Raw genomic sequence first — 18,481 nt, forward strand, 5'->3', positions numbered from 1 at the left:
CTGATCGATGGGTCTGGGGGCGCTGATTTTTAACGTGTGTTCCAGATACGGAGCATCTTCAGCCTTGAACGGAGCTTTACTTCGCTTGGGCTTGGGAAGTGCCAAGGGTTCCGGAATGGCTTTGCTGAAGTGTTCGTTTTGACCTTTCGGGTAGTAGCGGGCGACCAGTTTGAGTTCTATCGTTTGAGACCGGCTGAGCAGTGAGTAAATAGCTTCGTACTTGATATTCAGCAGATGGCCGGAACCATCCTGATAGGGTTCCAGTTCGGTCATGCGCCAGTCGACATGGGGTTGGTCGAGAGTGCGATCTTCGTGTTCCATGCTGAGTACCTGCCATTCAGCGGTGGGTTCATGGGCGATATCGAGGGGGCGCCACCAGAGTGTGGAGTCAAGGTCACTGATGTTATTGGTCCAGCCGGGAGTACGCAGACTGAGTTTAAAGTGGGCATTCCAGAAATCACGGTTGGTCATGGGAATACCGGTATGTTCGTAGAAACGGATTTTTGGGGTATTTAGAAAAGCTGAGAGTTCTTCTAAAACTAATGCAGGCCAGTTTTGCCAATCGGTAGCGGGTGCTTCTTTGACCTTCAAACGATTTTTGCCGAATGGTGAGTCATCCAGTAATGCTTCCAATGGTGTATCTGCCAGCCAGGAAAGCAGAAAACCGGCAATGGCTAATGCGAGTCCGGCCCAGCCAAGGTAGGCGAGGATTGCGTATTCGCTAATCAGTGTGCCGAATATCATAGCACCAATTAACTCTGCAGCACTGACACCCAGGCCTATCACTGCACCCAGAGTGCTCAGTCCATTGGCTAACATGCCCCATTCATCGTTACGCCTCCAGGCTTTGTAGGTGTCTACTGTGCCCGAGTAAATACTAAATGCGTTGGCTATCCCTGAAGCTGCATGCATTACTTTAAAGGCTTTGTATTTTTTTATGGAAATTTGAGTGCTGAGATTTGTTGCTCGTGTTGCTGTTCCCATGGTTCTCCGCGCAACTTGAGCAGACTTGGCTTGATTCAATTCGTTCTGGGTGAAGGAGCCATACATAAACTGAAGATTATATTTATGAATGTTTGCTCCAATTGCGGTTAAAGAAGCTACACTACCACCAAGGCCCATGGCAAACTCAACCCCCTTCTTCTCAGTCACTACCTTCCAAAGATTCCAAATTTCCACCCCGGCCATCATTTTGAACAGTGCTTTGTAGCCGTGGTGTATCAGCACTCGTTTGCCGCTGTAGCTTTGGAATTCCTGTACCAGTTTTGCTTTGGTTAGTTCGACGATGTTGAGTTTGGCCAGGTCTCTGTAGTGATCCAGTTCTGCAGCAAGAATACGGGCTTGTTTGACACGTAATGACAGGTCGACACGTTTGTCAAACAGGAAGTTGCGTTGTGGCGTGGTGAGCTTGTGATGCACTCTGAAGTGCTCGATGAGTTTTTTCAGAAGTGCCTTTTGTTCGGCTGTGGTAGTGGGAATATCATCGTAGTGGATGACTTGTCTTCTAAGGTTGATTGACAGTGCCTTGCTTTTGAGGAAGGCGAGTACTTTGACTTTGGCTGTGGTTTCAATGGTGAATCTCGGGTCACCATGTACGTCCTGTAGAACCGTGCGGTGGATCAGGTCGCTGATGGGGTTTCGTTTCAGAGCTGCACCTACGGGTTCTGAGACTACGCTGCCGTCTTTTAGGGTGGTGGTGACCAGTACGCCATCGGTTTCAAAGGTTTGCCGTAATTTCTGGTAGTGGGCTGCGGCTTGTTTCTGCCGAATAACGAGATCTACTGGGATGGCGTTCTCCGGGAATATGCCCTGTAGATATTCTTGAGTACTAATCTCGATTTCTACAAATATTTTGCTGATGGACTGGATGGCTTTGGTGACAGAGGTCAGGTAGTTCCCCTGAGAGGCGAGCAGGGCAAAAGAACCGATTTTTATGTCACCCGGCTTTAAGTTAGGGAGTGTAATGAACTGGTTGTATATGGCTCCATAGAATCCAACGATGCTTTTGGAAGTATCAAAGCTGTCATGATCGTCTGGATTCAACCCTTGTCGCTGGGCCAACTCTTCGGCGATGCGCATGTTATCCACATTAAAAAACGGCGCTTCCATACTTTCCCAGTCGTCGATGCCGTCACCGGTGCTTTTGGGAAACAGCAGGTTGCAGAGTTTGTGTGGGTCTGCGTCCGGGTGGGCGCCAAACAGTCTGAGTACCAGGTCTTCGCCGGGATCTTGTTCGGCCAGTTCGTCGAGGAATTTTTCGTCCGGCAGCAGTCCCTGGAACTGGTTGGCCGGATGGCCTTTGAGGGTGAAGCTGAGGGCCAGGAAACGCTTGGGTAGTTTGTACAGGTTTTCGACGGGCAGGTAGCCGTAGTCCATCAGTGCTTCGATGAGGTTGCCTGTTTCTTCGTCGTCGAATACCTCGGTCAGGTCCTGTTTGCTTTTAAGGATGTTGCGGGCCAGTTGTTTTAGGGTGTCGAGTTGGAAGTATTGGGTGAAATACGCTTGGTCGAGTTTTTTACTGCCGGCTTCTTTGAGTTGTTCCAATGCGCTTTTGGTGTCGTCGTCGAGTTTGACGTTTTCTTCGTCAAGTTGCAGTGGCGCGCGGTTGAACAGGTTGTTGATGGTGTAACCGAGGGTGTATTTGTCGGCGCGGTTGTTTTTGGGATCCAGGCAGACGCCGTTGGCTTCTGGGTTGACCAACGGATCGGCTGTGTTGCCGTCACGCAGGCCGCTGATGATCTGGTCGATGCGCTGACGGTATTCGAGGTGGTTGGCATTATGGCCAATCGCGAGGCCGACCGGGTCTTTGAGTTTGAGTACGTAACCCTGCTGGTACATGGCCTGTTCGAGGTTGACGGCTTCGCCCATGCGTTTTTGCCGCAGGCTGGCTGCGTCTTCAGGGCTTTCATCCTGTGGCCGGATTTGTAAGAGCTGGTCAGGTTGGAGGCTGGCAGGGTCGCTAAGACCATTGAGGTCTGCCAGGGTTTGCCAGTCTTTAACCGCCGGATATTTCAGGGCGATCTGTTCCAGGGTTTCGCCTTCCTGAACCCGGTGTTGCAGGCGTGGATCTTCCGGGTCCATGCCGCCCAGGGTAACGATGCGCTGCCAGCTCCACTGTACTTCGGAATAGGCAACCTGGACTTCGCAGGTTTCTCCTAACAGGCTTTTGGGTAGTTCCAGCAGGTGTTGGTTGCTGCCGGTTCCCAGGCGCTGCTGGTGGCTGATGCCGTTGTCATCAAGGGAGTTCAGGCTTTCGCCATCGGTACCCTGCCAGGTTTGCAGGTCGACTTCGCGCAGGCTGCCGTTGGGCATGACCTGCAGTTCCCGCCACAGGTAACCATTGACATAGATATAAAGCCAGCCTTCCAGTAATGGTGCGCTGTCGGTCCAGCGGGTATCGAGGTTGAGGTAGCGCTGAGGTTGCAGCAGTATCAACTGGGTGTCGGCATCGGTGATGTTTTCGTCTTTTGGGACGTTGCCGGAGGTGCCCAGGGGAACCAGGATGGTTTGCCCGGTTTTGTGCACCCAGGGATTGGTTTCCTGCACGTTAAGGGCCAGGGGGGATTCGTCGGTCAGGATGTCTTCGAGCCAGACCATTCCGTAGTAAGAACCGGGGCCGTTGCTGGCAATGATCGGTCCCTGTGGGGTTTTCAGATGGCAGACGCTGCCGGTGTAAGCCAGTTTGCGGGTTTCCAGATCTTCGTTAACCGGGCCGTTAAACACCACCATATTGTGGTTGGGACCTTCGCGGGACGCCAGGGTTTCCGGTGCCACTGCGGAGCTTGCCTGGGGGGCCATGCCAACACTCTGCATCAAGGGTGCCGGCGGGGTGTTCTGTTTGTTGGAGACCATGAGGTCCATCGCCCGGGTGGCGGCGGTACCTTCAAAAAACACGTTGGCGCTGCCCATGATAAAGGAGGCCTCACCGGTGATCTGGCCCGACCGGATGCCTTTGCGGTTTCCGGCTTCGTCGCCAGTGCTCTTGGCAAAGACGGAGTCTTTGGTGCACGCAGGGTTGCCATTAATTTTGACACTGGAGGCGGTTTTGTCTGCGTCTTTGCTTTGGGCGATGTTGGTGTATGGAATTGGTACAACCGGTTTGCCGACTTTGGTCAGGCAGACATCAACGGTGGTCAGTATGCCTTTGGAATCTTTGTGAACGGCACTGCGGTTGTTGATCAGAATATTATCAGACATGTGTCATCTTCCTTGTGTCAGAGGTGTTATCAGTCAGTCGCCAGTAGTGACGGTTGTGGCCATCGTTGATCAGGATGCCAACTCCGGTCAGGGGCTGCATCAATGTGCGCAGACGTTGACGGGCCAACAGTAAACCCAGCGGCAGGCTGGCCATGCCGATATCCCCCAGGGTTCGATAAATGGATAAAAACGGCTCACCGGGGCCGCGATTATGATCCGGCTCAAAGGCTGGCCAGAGTCCGGTGTAGGTATGATACAGCTCTGCCGCTGTCGCACGGCTGAGATCATCATTGCTGAGGTATTCGGCCCAGGCCGGCTGGTGTTGTTGAATGTCGTTGTCGGCAGCCGTTAGCAGGGCGGTGCGGATGCCGGCACCAGGGTCCTCTTCTGGGTTTTTCTGGGCGGCGGCAAACGAGACTTTGCAACCGGCAGATGAATGCCGTTGCCAGTGACTCAATACCATGGCTTCACCGGGGATGCGACCTTCAGGTTGGTCCAAAACGCTGAAAACCTGCTGGCCATACTGTTGCAACCACTCAGAATGGCAGCGGCTGTCGATGCTGAGCCAATACCACTGAACGATTTGAGGATGTTGTTGCAGGGCCGTTTGCCACTGTGTCATGGCTGCTGACAGTTCAGAGGCCTGAATCGTGACAGAGGCATTGTCCAGCCCCAGCATTTGCAGCTGATCTGATGTCAGCGTCAATGGCGCGGTAATAACTAAACCATGGTCTTTAAGGTCGATATCGGGCAACCATTCTGCGGCTTTTTCAAGCAGCAGCAGGTTATGCAGGTTTACGTCATCAAAGTCAGCGTCGAGGATCGGGGCGGCACTGGGCACGATGGCCTGGCCGTTGGCCATGACGGCCTGGCTGTCCACTGATACGGTCGCCGGATAACCGGTGGCGATATCTGCAAACAGCATCGCCAGATCAGTACCTGCGGCGGTCAATGCCTGGCCATCGATCAATGTCAGCTCGGTGAGGGTATCAAACAGTTGCATCGCTGCCCTCCTGGCTTTGTGGGTCGATCAGCATGATCCGGGCGGTATCCGGATGGTAGAGATCGTCGCGGACACCGGCGCGAAACAGCAGGTGCAGTTGTCGGTCACTGGTGTTAATCAGCAGGGTATCCCAGGTCAACGTGACGGGTTCTGGTTTTTCGCCCTCGCTCAGTCGCCAGAGTTGTGGAGAGGGTGTGGGTAACGGTAATACCAGTTCCGGAACATCTGCATACCAGCCGTTGAGGTGCAGGCGGCTATCGGTGTTGGGGGATTGGTCCAGTTGTTGGTCCGCTGGCGCATAGTTGTACAGATTCTGGGGGGTTGACTGGGTATAAGGGCATAGACCAGCCACCGCTTTATCTGCATCTAACGCACCGAAGGCCTTGACTCTTGGTGACCAGTGACTGGCAACCGGACCGAATCCTGCGGGGATGCGTTTTTGGCCGGGCTTCAGCAGCAGCGGTTCACTTTCCTGCTGTGGCAGCGGGTGTTGCAGCAGCTGGTTTTTAGGGAGTTTATGCCAGCAGACGCCTACCGGATTGAGGTCGAATCGTTCTTCTTTTTCCGGATGATGGCCGCCATAGGCATGTTCCCAGCGTGGCTCAAACTGACCGATAGGTGTTGGCTTGCCCGGGGCGGTACCCCAGATGGATGACTGCCACTGGCGCGGACCAAAAATATTCACGGTTTTTTGCCAGATGGTTTTGTCACGTTGTTGCAGTTTTGCCTGCAATCGTTGGGCGCAGATATGAGGTTTTGCATACATCATGCCCTGAATCAGGATCTCAAAGCCGGATTTGAAGGGCACGGTGTCGGTGCACAGATCGAGACTGGAGCTCTCGGGTTCAGCGGCGAACACATCGTTGTAGTTCAGTGGCGCGGACTCCGGAAGTGGCGACAGACTGCCATCCAGCTCAAACTGGTAGCCGATTTTGATCACGGCAGTCTGCTGCCAGTGACCCTCAAAGGCCCAGCCGGGGATCAGATCTGCCTGCCAGGGAGTGTGATTATCGAGCTGCATGGGAGTGTTCTCCTGGCTGCTGATTCAGTACCTGTAGTCGGTATAAGTGCCAATTCTGATGCATGTCGGGCAGATATTGTTGCTGCTGGTACTGTCGGAACCACCACAGTGGCTCGGTGAGCTGACCGCAATATTGTTGCAGAAAGACCTCCAGATCGGCCGTTTGCAGCGGTTTTCCATGTAATAGGGGCAGTGACATCTGCTGATGTTGTTGCCACCAGTCCTGTGCGCTAGAGACTTCCGGCAGTTTTGGACCCTTGGACTGTTTCTGGCCATCGATACTGCCAACCGTAGGCTGCCAGCTCAAAGACTGACCACTCATCATTTCCCAGACCAGTGCTGCATGATGCGCTGTATTGGGGGTTTCCATAGCCTGCAGAATGCGCTCACAGGCCTCGGGCCGGGCGCAAAGCCAGTAGGCGGACCAGATGTGTTCAGGGTGATCCGATTCAAGATGGCTCAGTATTTCGAAGGCATGGGAATGACCATTGCGGACAGCGAGTGCCAATGCGTATAACCGCTCATGGCTGGATGTCATGGTGGAAAAGTGATCGACTCCTTCCTGCTGATGTTGCTGTAACAGCAGCGTCATAGCCGTTTTCCAATCATGCGCGGTGGCTGACTCAGGTGTGGTCAGCAGGTCTGTCCAGGTGTCATCTTCTGTTACCAGTGGCTGGCTCAAAATGGCGGCCTGCCGGATTGCGGCGGAATGCTCAGGTATTTGCGCCAGATCGCTGATGAATGCCTGACAGTGATCGCGGGCTTCATCATTGAGCCGGTATATCAGAGTGGCGGCGCAGATTTCCTCTGCTGTGTTACCCGGTTGCAGTGTGGACCAGTGTGGGGCCAGTGCCTGCAACTGCAGACGTATTTCGTGTTCGATGATGGCGACGGTGCGGGCCTCTGTCAGACCTGCATACAATCGGCTCCGCCGTTTCATTCGTTTTATCAGGCTCGACCAGTGACGCTCCAGTGGTATTCCATTACTCATGTGTTGTCCTATGGGGCCTCTGAAAAATAGGAATAGTTTTGATGCAGGTGAGGAAGCACCACTCACAACGCCGCAATTTACGGGTGTCAATGAGGGTGTGAGACTGGGGCTGACAACGTCCTGCGCGAAAATAGGCCATTTTTCAGAGGTTCTCTAGTTCAGTTTAACGGTCTGACCCTGAATGGTATGACTGTGCTCCGCTTCGGCATGGATATCCTGACCCTGAAGACTCAAACAGCCCTGGCTGTCGATCAGGATCTCGCCTTTCGGGGTATGCAGACGCAGGCTTTTTCCGGCGCTGATGGTCAGCCGGCCCTGAGCATCGTATTGCAATGGCAGCGGATGTTCTCCCTGGCGTAGTAAGCGGTGCAATACGAAATAGCTGTCATCCTGTTGTTCCACTCTGACCTGATCGTCCACCTGCAGACCCATGATTGCTGCTGAACAGTGGGTCAATGGAACGGTGATCATCTGCTGCTGGAAGGTGAGTTCAATCGCATCGGTGCTGATACGTCTGACCTTGGCAGTAAAATGGGTCGGGGAAGAGGATTGAGATTGCAGAACAAGCGACATATTGACTAATCCTTTGTAGTAAAAAGTTCCTGTTTGGGCCGGTTTGCGCGCAAGGCCCGAGTTCCAATAACGTCTTAAAGATTTAGAAAGTGATAGGACAGAGTATTGTCCGCCGGTTGACCCAGTTTAGTCAAAACGAGCGTGTCAAAATGTGAAACGATTCTGATCTTGCCGTATACAACGTCAAAATTTACCTGATTGCGCCAGTGGCGGGATCAGTCAGGTATGCATCAGCCCAGGCAGCCATAACACAATCCCTGGAAAGCATATCAGTGTGGCGATTGTGATGACATCGGCTATGAAAAATGGTGATGCACCCCGAAAGACGTCCTGCACGCTGATATCCTTGCGGACTCCGGCGACAATAAAACAGTTAAGGCCAATTGGCGGGGTGATCAGACACAGCTCTGCCATTTTGACGACGATGATGCCAAACCAGATGGCGCAGCCGGCACCGGACATGCCGAATGCTGAGTCCGCAGCGCTGACGTGTTCTCCTCCGTTGAGGGCTATTATGGCGGGATAGACCACCGGCAGCGTCAATAGCAGCATGCCGATGGCATCCATAAACATGCCCAAAATGGCGTAGACACATAAAATCAGCATCAGGGTGACCAGTGGACTCTGCTGCAGTGAACTGAGCCAGTCAGAGAAGGCATTGGGTAGATCGGCAAAGCCCAGAAAACGGACATAAATGAGAACGCCCCAGATAATGGTGAAAATCATGACTGTCAGTTTGGCGGCTTCCATCAGCGCTTCTTTCAGATTTTGCCAGCGCATGCCGTGGACAAAGGCCATGATCAACACGACAAATGTACCGAGTGCACCGGCTTCGGTAGGGGTGCCAACGCCGCCGTAGATACAGATAAAAATGATGGCCACCACGGCAAAAATTGGCAATGTGGCAGGCACTGTCTGCCAGCGTTGTTTCCAGCTGAAGCCGCGCACCGGAGGACCGAGATCTTTCCGTATCAGGGCCAGGCCGATGACCAGGCTGGCGTAGATGATGGCGGAAACGGCTCCCGGAACAAACCCTGCGAGTAACAGGTCACCGACATCCTGTTCAACAATGATTGCATAAATCACGAGGATGGCGGAGGGCGGAATCAGTGACGCCAGTGTTCCGCCTGCGGCCACGACACCGGCGGCAAACCGGCGGTCATAGCCCAGCTTCAGCATTTCCGGGATGGCGATACGGGCAAATACCGCTGATGTGGCAACCGAGGCCCCGGAGACGGCTGCGAAACCGGCAGTGGAAAAGACTGTGGCCACCCCGAGCCCTCCTGGCAACCAGCCAAGCCAGCGTTTGGCTGCTTCGAACAATGTGCGGGTCAGACCGGCATGAAAAGCCAGATAACCGATCAGAATAAATGTCGGGATCAGTGATAACGACAACGTGGTGGCTTTGGAATGAGGAATGGTGCCGGCCATTTTAATAGCGACCAGTACTCCCCGTTCAAATCCCATTTTGACGGAAAATATCCATATCAACCCCATAATGCCGGCACCGGCAGTGGCAAATGCCACTCGCACGCCAAGGACGATCAGTCCTAACATCAGGATGGAAATAACGACGCCGATTGTCATGGGTTCGGCATTGCTGAAAAACTCAGTCATGTCTTATTCTCCGTCTATGGCAGCAGCTTCCTGACGGGCCTGAGTGGCGTGATTCTCGACCACGGGCACGCCGGCGGGATGGGGATCATTGTGGACAATAGCGCGCCCGTATCCCCAGAGTTGCAACAATAGCCGGACCATCAGGAGCAGCAGTGCCAGTGGCACGATCAGTTTGGCCGGCCAGATTGGCAGACCGATATCCATAGAGCTGTCGCCGTTACTGAAGGCGCGAAAAAAATGCAGATAAGTGCCATAGAGCAGGGCGCTGGTAATTACCAGCATAAACAGGGTTGAGAGACATTCGATCATCCACAGGGCTCTGCCTTTAAAGAGCAACAGCGCGATATCCATACGAATGTGAGCCCCCTGACGCTGGCAGTAGGCGATACCCAGAAATGCAAACACTGCCATCACCTGTTCCACCCAATCCACGTAACCGATCACCGGCTGATTAAAGAGCCAGCGGCCAAGGGCATTGATGACTGCCAGCACGACCAGGAGAAAAATGGTGATGCCGCCTAGCAGGTTCAGCCACGATTCGAGTTTGAAGTAACGGCGCTCCCAACGGCTGAAACGACTGTTGTCGCTGATAATATTCGCCATGATGTCGTTCTCTGATGACCTGTTGCTGTGTGCTGACAGGTGAGTTTCCCAGGTTAATCTGATGTCAGTGTGTTGATGACCAGATCGTACAGCTCCTGTGCCGGAACCCCTTTTTCGTCCATTTTCCTGATCCAGGCCGCGCGTACTGGTTCGGCAGCCTGGTCACGAAAAGCCTGCAGTTCGGCCGGTGAAAACGTGACTAGATCAATGTGGCGTTGTTGCAGCAGTGGTCCCCAGGCTGCCATGGTCTGCTGATTGTAGTAGTCCACGTAGTACGCCAGCGCTTCATCGACGGAATCCAGCAGCGCCTCCCGATATGTGGGTTTCAGGGCATTGAAGGCATCAATACTGATGGCTACCGGACAGTTGACTGTTCCCGGGTTGAGATTGGTGGTCCACCAGTTCGCGGCTTCGATGGTTCCGAATGACATGTGTGCGTGAGGGGCAAAAGACGCTGCGGTGATGACACCGGAATCCATGGCCTGTCGCACTTCGGTGGCAGACATGGAAGTGGGTACCGCACCAATGACCGACAGTGCCTCGCCGATACCGCCCGTGGCGCGTATGCGCATACCTTTGAAATCTGTCAGAGAGTGAGGCGTTGGACCGACCCCGGCAATGTTGTATTGGGGTAAGGGTGAGGGCATTAACAGTCGGGCATTCCAGCGGGCCAGATCCCGTTCTACGGCAGGATGGCGGTACACTGCCTGAGACACAGCAATCTCCTGTTCCAGAGTCTCGATACCCAGAAATGGCAGTTCCAGAACCGTGAGTGTGGGATTTTTATCCGGATGGTAACCGGCGCAGAATTGCGCCATCTCAAACGCGCCGATGGCCAGACCGTCGAGATTTTCCTTGTTATTGGATAACCCGCCATACGACAGATTCAATGTAAAGTCACCATCGGTTTTGGCTGCAACCAGTTGCGCCAGCTTTTCAACATGTTCGGTGAATGCCCGGCGTTTTCCCCACAACGAGACATGCCATTCAGTGGCGGCAGCTGCACTGGACAGGAGTAAAGACATTAAAAAAGCAATGGTTTTGATCAACATCGGAGATTCCTGTTTCGTTATTGTTTTGGAAGTCCGACCGCTTAACCCGGAGTGATGAACACAAGATACGTTGCGTGGCAGGGTCATCCTATCTGCCATCAACGACGGTGATCTGTCCGGGTTAACGAACTGCTTTCACTTTAACGGCTGTCTGATGGTCAAACAACCGTTAATGAACAGCAAATGTACAGTGCTGGGCCATGAGCAGGTTAATTTTCTGATGTTGTTGCAGGGGCGATATAGTGCTGCAGTCCGGATACCAGAGCATCAAATACTGCCCGGCAGGATGGATTTTGGCGTAAATTTTCATGCATGGTGATCCAGGTTTCCAGGGTCAGAGGGATCTGGCCTGGCAGTACTGCCAACAGATCTGCATCGGCCATGGCCAGAGGGGTCTGACAGATGCCAATACCAGCGCCGGAACGAATCAGGGCTAACTGGGCCAGATCACTGTCTGTTCTCAGCGCAAAATGCTCGCGGGTCAGTTGCGGAATGGTTTTGGCAGCAGCCCGAATAAATGCTGTGGGCTGATCAAAACCGATCAACGTGTGGTGGTTGAGATCATCGAATGTTGTTGGCATGCCATGACGGTCAAGATAGTCCCGGCTGGCGTACATACCCAGGGCAATTCTGCCGACTTGGCGGGCAATTAGCTGGGTCTGCTGTGGTCTGATCATACGGACCGCGATATCTGCCTCCCGGTGCAGCAGATCCTGTATCCGGTTCGACAGCATCAGCTCGATTTGCAGTGTCGGATGGCGGTTGCGTAATGTGGCGATGATCGGTGGCAACACCTCGACCCCAACGACTTCACTGGCAGTGATCCGTACCACACCGCTGACGCCCAGGTTCTGACTGGCTGCTGCTCTGGCAAGCGCAGCGGCGGTGCTGGCCATGGCTTCGGCATGGGGTTTGAGTGCCAGCGCTGAATCGGTGGGCAGCAGACCACCTTGAGAACGGATAAATAATGTCAGTTTCAGGGTCTTTTCGAGTGTCTCGACGTGACGTCCGATGGTGGGTTGGGTGCTGCCAAGTGCCCGCGCAGCCGCAGATAAGGAGCCTTCCTGCAAGACACCCAGAAATGATCGGTAAAGTTCCCAATTGATATCGTCAGCCATACAAAAATGTATAGCAGCTCTATTCATTTAGTCAATTTTGTTTGTTTGATGGCCGCTCTACACTGAGGCCTCTCAAACATTCAGGAGTTCATCATGCAAGCATCAAATACGGCATTGGTATTGGGCGTTACTGGGGGAATCGGTGGGGAAACAGCACGCCAGCTGGCCGCAGCCGGTTGGGCTGTCAAGGCGATGAGCCGGCGCAGCGGGATGGTCCCAGAGAATAATCACGGGATCACATGGTTGCGGGGAGATGCGATGAATCGCCACGATGTCGAAATCGCTGCCCAGGGGTGTGAGGTCATTGTGCATGCAGTGAATCCGCCTGGTTATAAAAACTGGCAGACGCTGGTCTTGCCAATGCTCGAAAACACCATTGCTGCCGCCCAAAAATATGGGGCCATGATTGTGTTGCCCGGTACCTTGTATAACTACGGACCGGATGCATTTCCGTTGTTGACTGAGGAAAACTCGCAGAATCCACTGACCCGCAAGGGATTGATTCGCCGGCAGATGGAACAGCGACTGCGCGATTTTGCCGATGATGGAGGTCGGGTACTGATTGTACGGGCGGGGGATTTTTTTGGCCCGATGGCTGGTCACAGTTGGTTTTCCCAGGGAATGGTCAAGGGCGGTCGACGGGTAACCTCGGTGGTGGTCCCCAACCTGCCGGGAGTTGGGCATCAATGGGCGTTTCTGCCGGATGTTGCGCGGACTATGGTGCAATTGCTGGAGCGGCGACAACAACTGGATCCGTTTGCTACGTTTCATATGAGCGGACATTGGGATGATGATGGACGACAGCTGGCTGAAGCGGTGTGCCGGGTGGTGAAACGTCATACCGGAACAGCCCCTAAAATGACCCGGTTTCCATGGTGGCTGATCCGCCTGTTGGCCCCGTTTCAGCAGACCCTGCGGGAAATTCTGGAGATGCGCTATCTGTGGCGTCAGCCAGTACGGTTGAGTAATCAGCGGTTAACCGCGTTGTTGGGCGAAGAACCCCATACACCGCTGGACCAGGCGGTGGAACAGACACTGCGTGGGTTGGGGTGCCTGAAAGATTAGGGTAGCGGCGACAGGTTTCGTTGGTTACATGCATGGGGGCGAATCATGCCAACACGCTTACACTGACTTTTTGCGGTCTGTGACGTAATCATGATTGTGGCGATGGAAGCAATCCCGAACCTGGAGGAACCAACATATGAATCGAACCCATCCTGTTATCAATCCGTCCTCTGCTGACCAGCTGGCTCGTAAAGTCGCGGCGTTCGGCGATTGGCGCGGCATCGTATTGACTCGCGTGCGCGAACTGATAAAAGCGTAGAGTCGGATGTTGAAGAGGCTTGTAAATGGTTCAAGCCTACCAATCCAAACGGTGTCCCGGTGTGGTCTTATGCTGGCATTATCTGTATCGGAGAGTCATATAAGGCGAAAGTGAAACTGACCGTTGCTCAAGGGGCTTTTTTGCCGGACTCTTTAATGCCAGCCTCGAAGGTCGACAGTGCCGGGCCATTGATATGCACGAAGGGGATGAGATTGATGCTGAAGCTTTTAAGGCATTGATCGTTGCTGCTATTGCCTGCAATCTGTCCGGAAACAACCCACAGAAATAAACGGTTTATGGATTCGATGGACATGAGTATCTCATCAGTGGCAGCTGTGGCGGGATGTGTTCTCCCGTCACAGTGTCAGATGCGTGGGGCAGTTGCCTACCAGAAAAATGTTTTATGTCCGTGCTGTCGTGCCAGTGCTTCCAGATAAAAATAATCTCCATAGGGCAACATGTTATCGAACAGGCCTTTACTGACATGCGACGCACCATGGGCCAGTAATCCTTCAGCCTCAGGCTGATCTGCCAGACTGTATTCGCGATTAAGGGTATTGAGAATGGTATCGGCAACCTTTCGGTATGGAAAGCCAGCCGGTGTCAGTTCCGCCAGTAACAGCAGGCCCGCAGCGTAGATGGCTGCCGCAGAGGAATCGACATATTGCGGCTGATCCGCAGGCAGATCGAAGTCCCAGACCGGTACGCCATTTGCCGGCAGGCGTTCCAGCGCATAGTCAGCCAGACGGCAGGCCAGGCCGAGATAACGTTGATCGCGGGTGTTCAGGAACATATGGCAGAAACCATGTATCGACCAGGCCTGACCACGAGCCCAGCAGCTGGTATCGGCATAACCTTGGGCGGTAGTGATGGCCAGAGGTTCGCCGCTATCGGGATTGAAGTTAAATGTGTGGCCAGTGCTGTAGTCGGGGCGAACGAGGTGTTGAATGGTACTTTCCACGTGGGCAGTGGCGATATCGGCAAATTGGGAGTCGCCGGTTTCGCGGCTGGCCCAGTACAACAGCGGGATGTTTTCCATGCAGTCGATGATCATTTTGCCGCGATTGCTATAGGTCTGTTGTTGTGACTCATCATTTTCGTTCCAGGCCTGGATAAACCGGCCTTTCGGGTTAAACCGGCCCGCCAGAATACGCGCTGCCTTGAGAGCAGTTTCCCGTGCTTCCAGATCGCCGGTCTGCTGGTAATCGGCCACACAGGTCAGCGAATACATGAAGCCGAAGTCATGGGTGTAACCATCCGGGCGCTCAAGACGCTGCTGAAAATAGTGCCGGAACAAGATGGCTTTGTCCTTGAACACGGGATCCTGAGTCAGGCTATAGGCCAGCCATATCTGCCCCGGCCAGAAACCTTCCACCCAGTCATCGTTGTTGCAGTCGGTATATTTCAGACCGGGTCCGTCACCGATTTTGGGGAACCGGGTACCCACCTGATCAAGATTCTTACGGATGGCGTTTACCGCCCGGTCCAGTGCTGAAGCGGTTTGTGTGGGGTGGGAAGTCTGATGCTGGGACATGTAGGTATCCTGTTTTGGTTTTATTGTTTGGACGAATCTAGGGCCTGTCTACACTCATTTCGTCGAACCTGTTATTGGCTAAAAAGGCTGCCATTAAGTGTTGCGGTCATTCTAAGCGAACGTTGACCAACGCAAAGTGCGGCCTTTTTAGCCATAACCCTTCGGGCTGAGGTCAGTTTCACTCAACTCGGCGTTGCTCGTCGCTCATTTAGCCCCGCTAACATCGCTTCTCGCGCCTGGATTTGAGTGAAACTGACTCTCAGCAGGCCGATCAAATGAATCTAGACAGGCCCTCATGAGCCGCTGAAAAATGGCTTGTTCAGAGGCATTTTGACAACAATTTGCATAATAATGCAAAAAATTGCGAATAATGCAAAAAATATTTGACAGTTTTGCATCATCGTCCAAGAATAGTCCCGCTCTCTGACAACATGCTTTTAGCCAAACAAAAATAACAAACCGGAGGAAGCACCGAATGAACAACCCTGTTTCTGCAAGGGCCCGGAGATTTGTCCGGGCGATAATATTCCCATTGGTGACAGGCCTGGCCTGTTCCATGGCCGGTGCCGGTGAAGCACCGGAGTTGGCAGCCAAAGTGGCAGCCGGCGAACTGCCACCCCTGTCAGATCGGTTGCCCGAACACCCGCTGGTGATGACCCCGATCGAACGCGTTGGCGTCTACGGTGGTATCTGGCGGGCAGCACTGAAGGGCGGAGCCGATCATGTCCATTTGATCAGAACGGTCGGTTACGATGGCCTGGTCAGTTGGAATCCAGACTGGTCGGCGGCCATTCCCGGTCTGGCCACCAAATGGCAGGCCAATGCAGACGCCACGGAATACACCTTTACCCTGCGCAAAGGTGCCCGATGGTCCGACGGTACGCCGTTTACCTCGGAAGATGTGCGTTTTGCGATAGAGGATATGGAAGGTAATGCAGAGTTTTATCCGGCACCGTTCCGTTGGCTGACGGCCAGGGATGAGCTGGTCAAGGTCACGGTGATTGATGATCTTACATTCAAACTGACCTATGCCTCGCCAAATGGCTTTTTGATTCAGCGGCTGGCGACTGGCGAAGGCGTCGATCTGGTGAATTATCCGGCGCACTACTGCAAACAGTTCCATCCGAAATATAACGCCAATGCCAACGCCGAGGCCAAAGCCGCTGGTTTTCAGAGTTGGGGTGAACGCATGAAAGTTATGTGTGATCGTGCCAATGAAATCGGCCGCTGGCAGAATCCGGACAAGCCGACCATGATGGCGTTCATGTCCGTGGAGCGGTATCTCGGTGACAGTAAACAACTGAACTTTGTGCGTAATCCGTATTACTGGAAAGTGGATACTGCCGGTAATCAGTTACCTTACCTGGATGGCGTTCAGTTTACCGTGGCGGAAAGTGCCGAGGATATTGTGTTCCGCGCGCTCAATGGCGAAATCGATCTGCAGGACCGGCACATTTCTTCTTTGTCGTTGAAACCGGTGTTTTACGATGGACAGGAAAAAGGTCATTTTCATTTTTATGATTTGCTGCCCTCACAGTCCAATGCCCAGGTCATTGCCCTGAACCTGAATCACCCTGATCCGGCCAAACGTGCACTGTTCCAGAATAAGGATTTCCGCATTGCCCTGAGCGAAGCGATTAACCGGCCTGAAATCAATGAAGCGATTTATCTGAGCCAGACCAAACCGTACCAAGTGGGACCAAGGCCGGAGTCCGAATTTTATAATGAGCGGCTGGCTACCCAGTACACTCAGTTTGATCCTGACAAAGCCAACCAGCTGCTGGACAGCGTGGGCCTGAAACAACGCAATAAGGATGGCATTCGCGTGATGGATAATGGCAAACCGGTACAGATTTCCGTGGATGTGGTGGCCGCTATTTTCCCGTTCTGGATCGATACCCTGGAGCTGGTGCAAAAGTACTGGCGCGATGTCGGTATCGATCTGAAGATCAATACTGTGGATCGTACCATTTTCTATGAAACCCGCCGCGCCAATCAGCATGATGCTCAGGTCTGGGCCGGTGATGCCGGCGCGGGTGTCGATGTGATGCTGGATCCGCGCTGGTTGTTCCCATATTCCGATGAATCAATCTTTGCCATCCGCTGGCAGGCCTGGTTTAACGATCCAAATCAGCCGCTGGCTGAAGAGCCGCCGGCCCCAGTGAAAAAGCAGATGGCATTGTACCGGCAACTGACCCAAACCGCTGATCCCAAACTGCAGGCCAAACTGATGCATGAGATTGTGGATATGGCCGCCGATGAGTTTTATGTCATGGGCATTGTGCTGTCTCCCAATCTGTTCGGCATTCAGTCCGACCATTTGCATAACGTACCCAAGGCTATTCCCGCTGCCTGGAATTACCCGAATCCGGCTCCGGCCGGGGTGGCGCAATTCTTCAAGCAGTAGTGTAACGAAGGGCGTCCTGGACGCCCTCCTTCAGTATGCATACGGGAGCATCCGATGACGAACTTCATAATCAGGCGAATGATGGCCATGCTGATCACCATGTTGGTGCTCTCACTGGTCTCTTTTATCATCATTCAATTGCCGCCAGGGGACTATTTGTCCGCCTATATTGCCAAGCTCAGAGCAACCGGCGATACCGTCAGTGATGACATGATCGAAGCACTGAGAGTGCAGTACGGACTGGATCAGCCGTTTTACATTCAATACTGGAAGTGGATCAGTAACATCGTTTTGCATGGCGATTTCGGCCGCAGCTTTGAGTGGAAACAACCGGTTTCGGAGCTGGTCTGGGGGCGCATCGGGCTGTCGATGATGGTCGAGGGTATGACGGTGATTTTTATCTGGGCCATTGCTGTGCCGGTGGGCATCTATTCGGCGGTACGGCGTTATTCCATCGGTGACCATGTGGGGACGGTGTTTTGTTTTATCGGTGTCGCCACTCCCAATTTCATGCTGGCACTGATCCTGATGTATTTTGCTTACCTCTGGTCCGGCACCTCCATTGCCGGGCTGTTTTCCGATCAATATGCCAATGCTGAATGGAGCATGGCCCGGTTTATGGATTTTCTCAAACACGCCTGGGCACCGGTGATCGTTCTTGGTACTGCCGGTACCGCGCAGATCATGCGGGTCATGCGTGCCAATCTGCTGGACGAAATCAACAAGCCTTATGTGGTGACAGCCCGTTCCAAAGGTCTCGCCGAACATCAGCTGATTCTGAAATATCCGGTTAGAGTGGCGTTGAATCCGTTGGTCTCGACCCTGGGCTGGATTCTGCCGACGCTGGTGTCCGGATCGGTGATTGTCGGTGTGGTCATGAGCCTGCCAACCGCCGGACCGATGTTGCTGCGCTCGCTGACCTCCCAGGACATGTATTTGGCCGGTGCGTTCGTATTGTTGCTCGGTGTCCTGACGCTGATCGGTACCTTGATATCGGATCTGATCCTGGCCTGGCTCGATCCCCGTATCCGTCTTTCCTGA

The 18,481-nt window shown here is 53.6% G+C and carries 15 protein-coding genes; 4 read left to right on the plus strand and 11 right to left on the minus strand.

The window, feature by feature from the left end; genetic code table 11:
* From ACQY6I_RS08705 to ACQY6I_RS08745, 9 genes are all read right to left on the minus strand, one after another.
* Positions 1 to 4,197 (minus strand): PAAR-like domain-containing protein (locus ACQY6I_RS08705; protein WP_428241089.1); only part of this gene is annotated, 4,197 nt, incomplete at its 3' end.
* Entirely contained in the window at positions 4,190 to 5,200 is a 1,011-nt protein-coding gene (locus tag ACQY6I_RS08710) for a hypothetical protein (RefSeq protein WP_428241090.1), read from the minus strand. The genes ACQY6I_RS08705 and ACQY6I_RS08710, both read right to left, overlap by 8 nt.
* Positions 5,187 to 6,221, minus strand: a complete 1,035-nt coding sequence (locus ACQY6I_RS08715) for a DUF2169 family type VI secretion system accessory protein (protein ID WP_428241091.1) — start codon at positions 6,219 to 6,221, stop codon at positions 5,187 to 5,189. Before ACQY6I_RS08715 ends, ACQY6I_RS08710 begins: the two co-directional genes overlap by 14 nt.
* Positions 6,208 to 7,212: a hypothetical protein gene (locus tag ACQY6I_RS08720; RefSeq protein ID WP_428241092.1), complete on the minus strand. Its 1,005-nt coding sequence runs from the start codon at positions 7,210 to 7,212 to the stop codon at positions 6,208 to 6,210. Before ACQY6I_RS08720 ends, ACQY6I_RS08715 begins: the two co-directional genes overlap by 14 nt.
* Positions 7,213 to 7,365: 153 nt before the next feature.
* Positions 7,366 to 7,785 carry a hypothetical protein gene (locus tag ACQY6I_RS08725; protein WP_428241093.1) on the minus strand — a complete coding sequence of 140 codons (420 nt, stop codon included), beginning with the start codon at positions 7,783 to 7,785 and terminating at the stop codon, positions 7,366 to 7,368.
* Between the two features lie 219 nt (positions 7,786 to 8,004).
* On the minus strand, positions 8,005 to 9,402 hold the full coding sequence (locus ACQY6I_RS08730) for a TRAP transporter large permease (RefSeq protein WP_428241094.1): 1,398 nt from the start codon (positions 9,400 to 9,402) through the stop codon (positions 8,005 to 8,007).
* Positions 9,403 to 9,405: 3 nt separating this feature from the next.
* Positions 9,406 to 10,005, minus strand: a complete 600-nt coding sequence (locus tag ACQY6I_RS08735) for a TRAP transporter small permease subunit (protein ID WP_428241095.1) — start codon at positions 10,003 to 10,005, stop codon at positions 9,406 to 9,408.
* A 53-nt stretch (positions 10,006 to 10,058) separates the two neighbouring features.
* Positions 10,059 to 11,057 (minus strand): C4-dicarboxylate TRAP transporter substrate-binding protein, encoded by a 999-nt coding sequence (locus ACQY6I_RS08740; RefSeq protein WP_428241096.1) that lies wholly within the window; start codon positions 11,055 to 11,057, stop codon positions 10,059 to 10,061.
* 209 nt (positions 11,058 to 11,266) lie between these two features.
* Positions 11,267 to 12,175 (minus strand): LysR family transcriptional regulator, encoded by a 909-nt coding sequence (locus ACQY6I_RS08745; RefSeq protein WP_428241097.1) that lies wholly within the window; start codon positions 12,173 to 12,175, stop codon positions 11,267 to 11,269.
* A 93-nt stretch (positions 12,176 to 12,268) separates the two neighbouring features.
* On the opposite strand from ACQY6I_RS08745, the gene ACQY6I_RS08750 reads away from it, so the two are divergent.
* Complete coding sequence (locus ACQY6I_RS08750; RefSeq protein WP_428241098.1) at positions 12,269 to 13,240, plus strand: NAD-dependent epimerase/dehydratase family protein; 972 nt, start codon at positions 12,269 to 12,271, stop codon at positions 13,238 to 13,240.
* Positions 13,241 to 13,376: 136 nt separating this feature from the next.
* On the plus strand, positions 13,377 to 13,499 hold the full coding sequence (locus ACQY6I_RS08755) for a hypothetical protein (RefSeq protein WP_428241099.1): 123 nt from the start codon (positions 13,377 to 13,379) through the stop codon (positions 13,497 to 13,499).
* 127 nt (positions 13,500 to 13,626) lie between these two features.
* On the opposite strand, the gene ACQY6I_RS08760 is transcribed toward ACQY6I_RS08755, so the two are convergent.
* Both ACQY6I_RS08760 and ACQY6I_RS08765 read right to left on the minus strand, forming a co-directional pair.
* Positions 13,627 to 13,812, minus strand: a complete 186-nt coding sequence (locus ACQY6I_RS08760) for a hypothetical protein (RefSeq protein ID WP_428241100.1) — start codon at positions 13,810 to 13,812, stop codon at positions 13,627 to 13,629.
* 72 nt (positions 13,813 to 13,884) lie between these two features.
* Positions 13,885 to 15,033 carry a glycoside hydrolase family 88 protein gene (locus tag ACQY6I_RS08765; protein WP_428241101.1) on the minus strand — a complete coding sequence of 383 codons (1,149 nt, stop codon included), beginning with the start codon at positions 15,031 to 15,033 and terminating at the stop codon, positions 13,885 to 13,887.
* A 475-nt stretch (positions 15,034 to 15,508) separates the two neighbouring features.
* Between ACQY6I_RS08765 and ACQY6I_RS08770 the strand changes: the two genes are divergently transcribed.
* Entirely contained in the window at positions 15,509 to 17,440 is a 1,932-nt protein-coding gene (locus ACQY6I_RS08770) for an ABC transporter substrate-binding protein (RefSeq protein ID WP_428241102.1), read from the plus strand.
* A gap of 54 nt (positions 17,441 to 17,494) precedes the next feature.
* A complete protein-coding gene (locus ACQY6I_RS08775; RefSeq protein ID WP_428241103.1) occupies positions 17,495 to 18,481 on the plus strand; it encodes an ABC transporter permease in 987 nt (328 codons plus the stop codon).

The sequence above is a fragment of the Gynuella sp. genome (assembly GCF_050297175.1).
In the GTDB taxonomy this organism is placed as follows: Bacteria; Pseudomonadota; Gammaproteobacteria; order Pseudomonadales; family Natronospirillaceae; genus Gynuella.

Coding starts and splice junctions, on each gene's coding strand:
- ACQY6I_RS08720 (WP_428241092.1), bottom strand. CDS start 7,212: ATGAGTAATGGAATACCACTGGAGCGTCACTGGTCGAGCCTGATAAAA.
- ACQY6I_RS08715 (WP_428241091.1), bottom strand. CDS start 6,221: ATGCAGCTCGATAATCACACTCCCTGGCAGGCAGATCTGATCCCCGGC.
- ACQY6I_RS08755 (WP_428241099.1), top strand. CDS start 13,377: ATGAATCGAACCCATCCTGTTATCAATCCGTCCTCTGCTGACCAGCTG.
- ACQY6I_RS08750 (WP_428241098.1), top strand. CDS start 12,269: ATGCAAGCATCAAATACGGCATTGGTATTGGGCGTTACTGGGGGAATC.
- ACQY6I_RS08740 (WP_428241096.1), bottom strand. CDS start 11,057: ATGTTGATCAAAACCATTGCTTTTTTAATGTCTTTACTCCTGTCCAGT.
- ACQY6I_RS08730 (WP_428241094.1), bottom strand. CDS start 9,402: ATGACTGAGTTTTTCAGCAATGCCGAACCCATGACAATCGGCGTCGTT.
- ACQY6I_RS08725 (WP_428241093.1), bottom strand. CDS start 7,785: ATGTCGCTTGTTCTGCAATCTCAATCCTCTTCCCCGACCCATTTTACT.
- ACQY6I_RS08770 (WP_428241102.1), top strand. CDS start 15,509: ATGAACAACCCTGTTTCTGCAAGGGCCCGGAGATTTGTCCGGGCGATA.
- ACQY6I_RS08775 (WP_428241103.1), top strand. CDS start 17,495: ATGACGAACTTCATAATCAGGCGAATGATGGCCATGCTGATCACCATG.
- ACQY6I_RS08760 (WP_428241100.1), bottom strand. CDS start 13,812: ATGTCCATCGAATCCATAAACCGTTTATTTCTGTGGGTTGTTTCCGGA.
- ACQY6I_RS08745 (WP_428241097.1), bottom strand. CDS start 12,175: ATGGCTGACGATATCAATTGGGAACTTTACCGATCATTTCTGGGTGTC.
- ACQY6I_RS08710 (WP_428241090.1), bottom strand. CDS start 5,200: ATGCAACTGTTTGATACCCTCACCGAGCTGACATTGATCGATGGCCAG.
- ACQY6I_RS08735 (WP_428241095.1), bottom strand. CDS start 10,005: ATGGCGAATATTATCAGCGACAACAGTCGTTTCAGCCGTTGGGAGCGC.
- ACQY6I_RS08765 (WP_428241101.1), bottom strand. CDS start 15,033: ATGTCCCAGCATCAGACTTCCCACCCCACACAAACCGCTTCAGCACTG.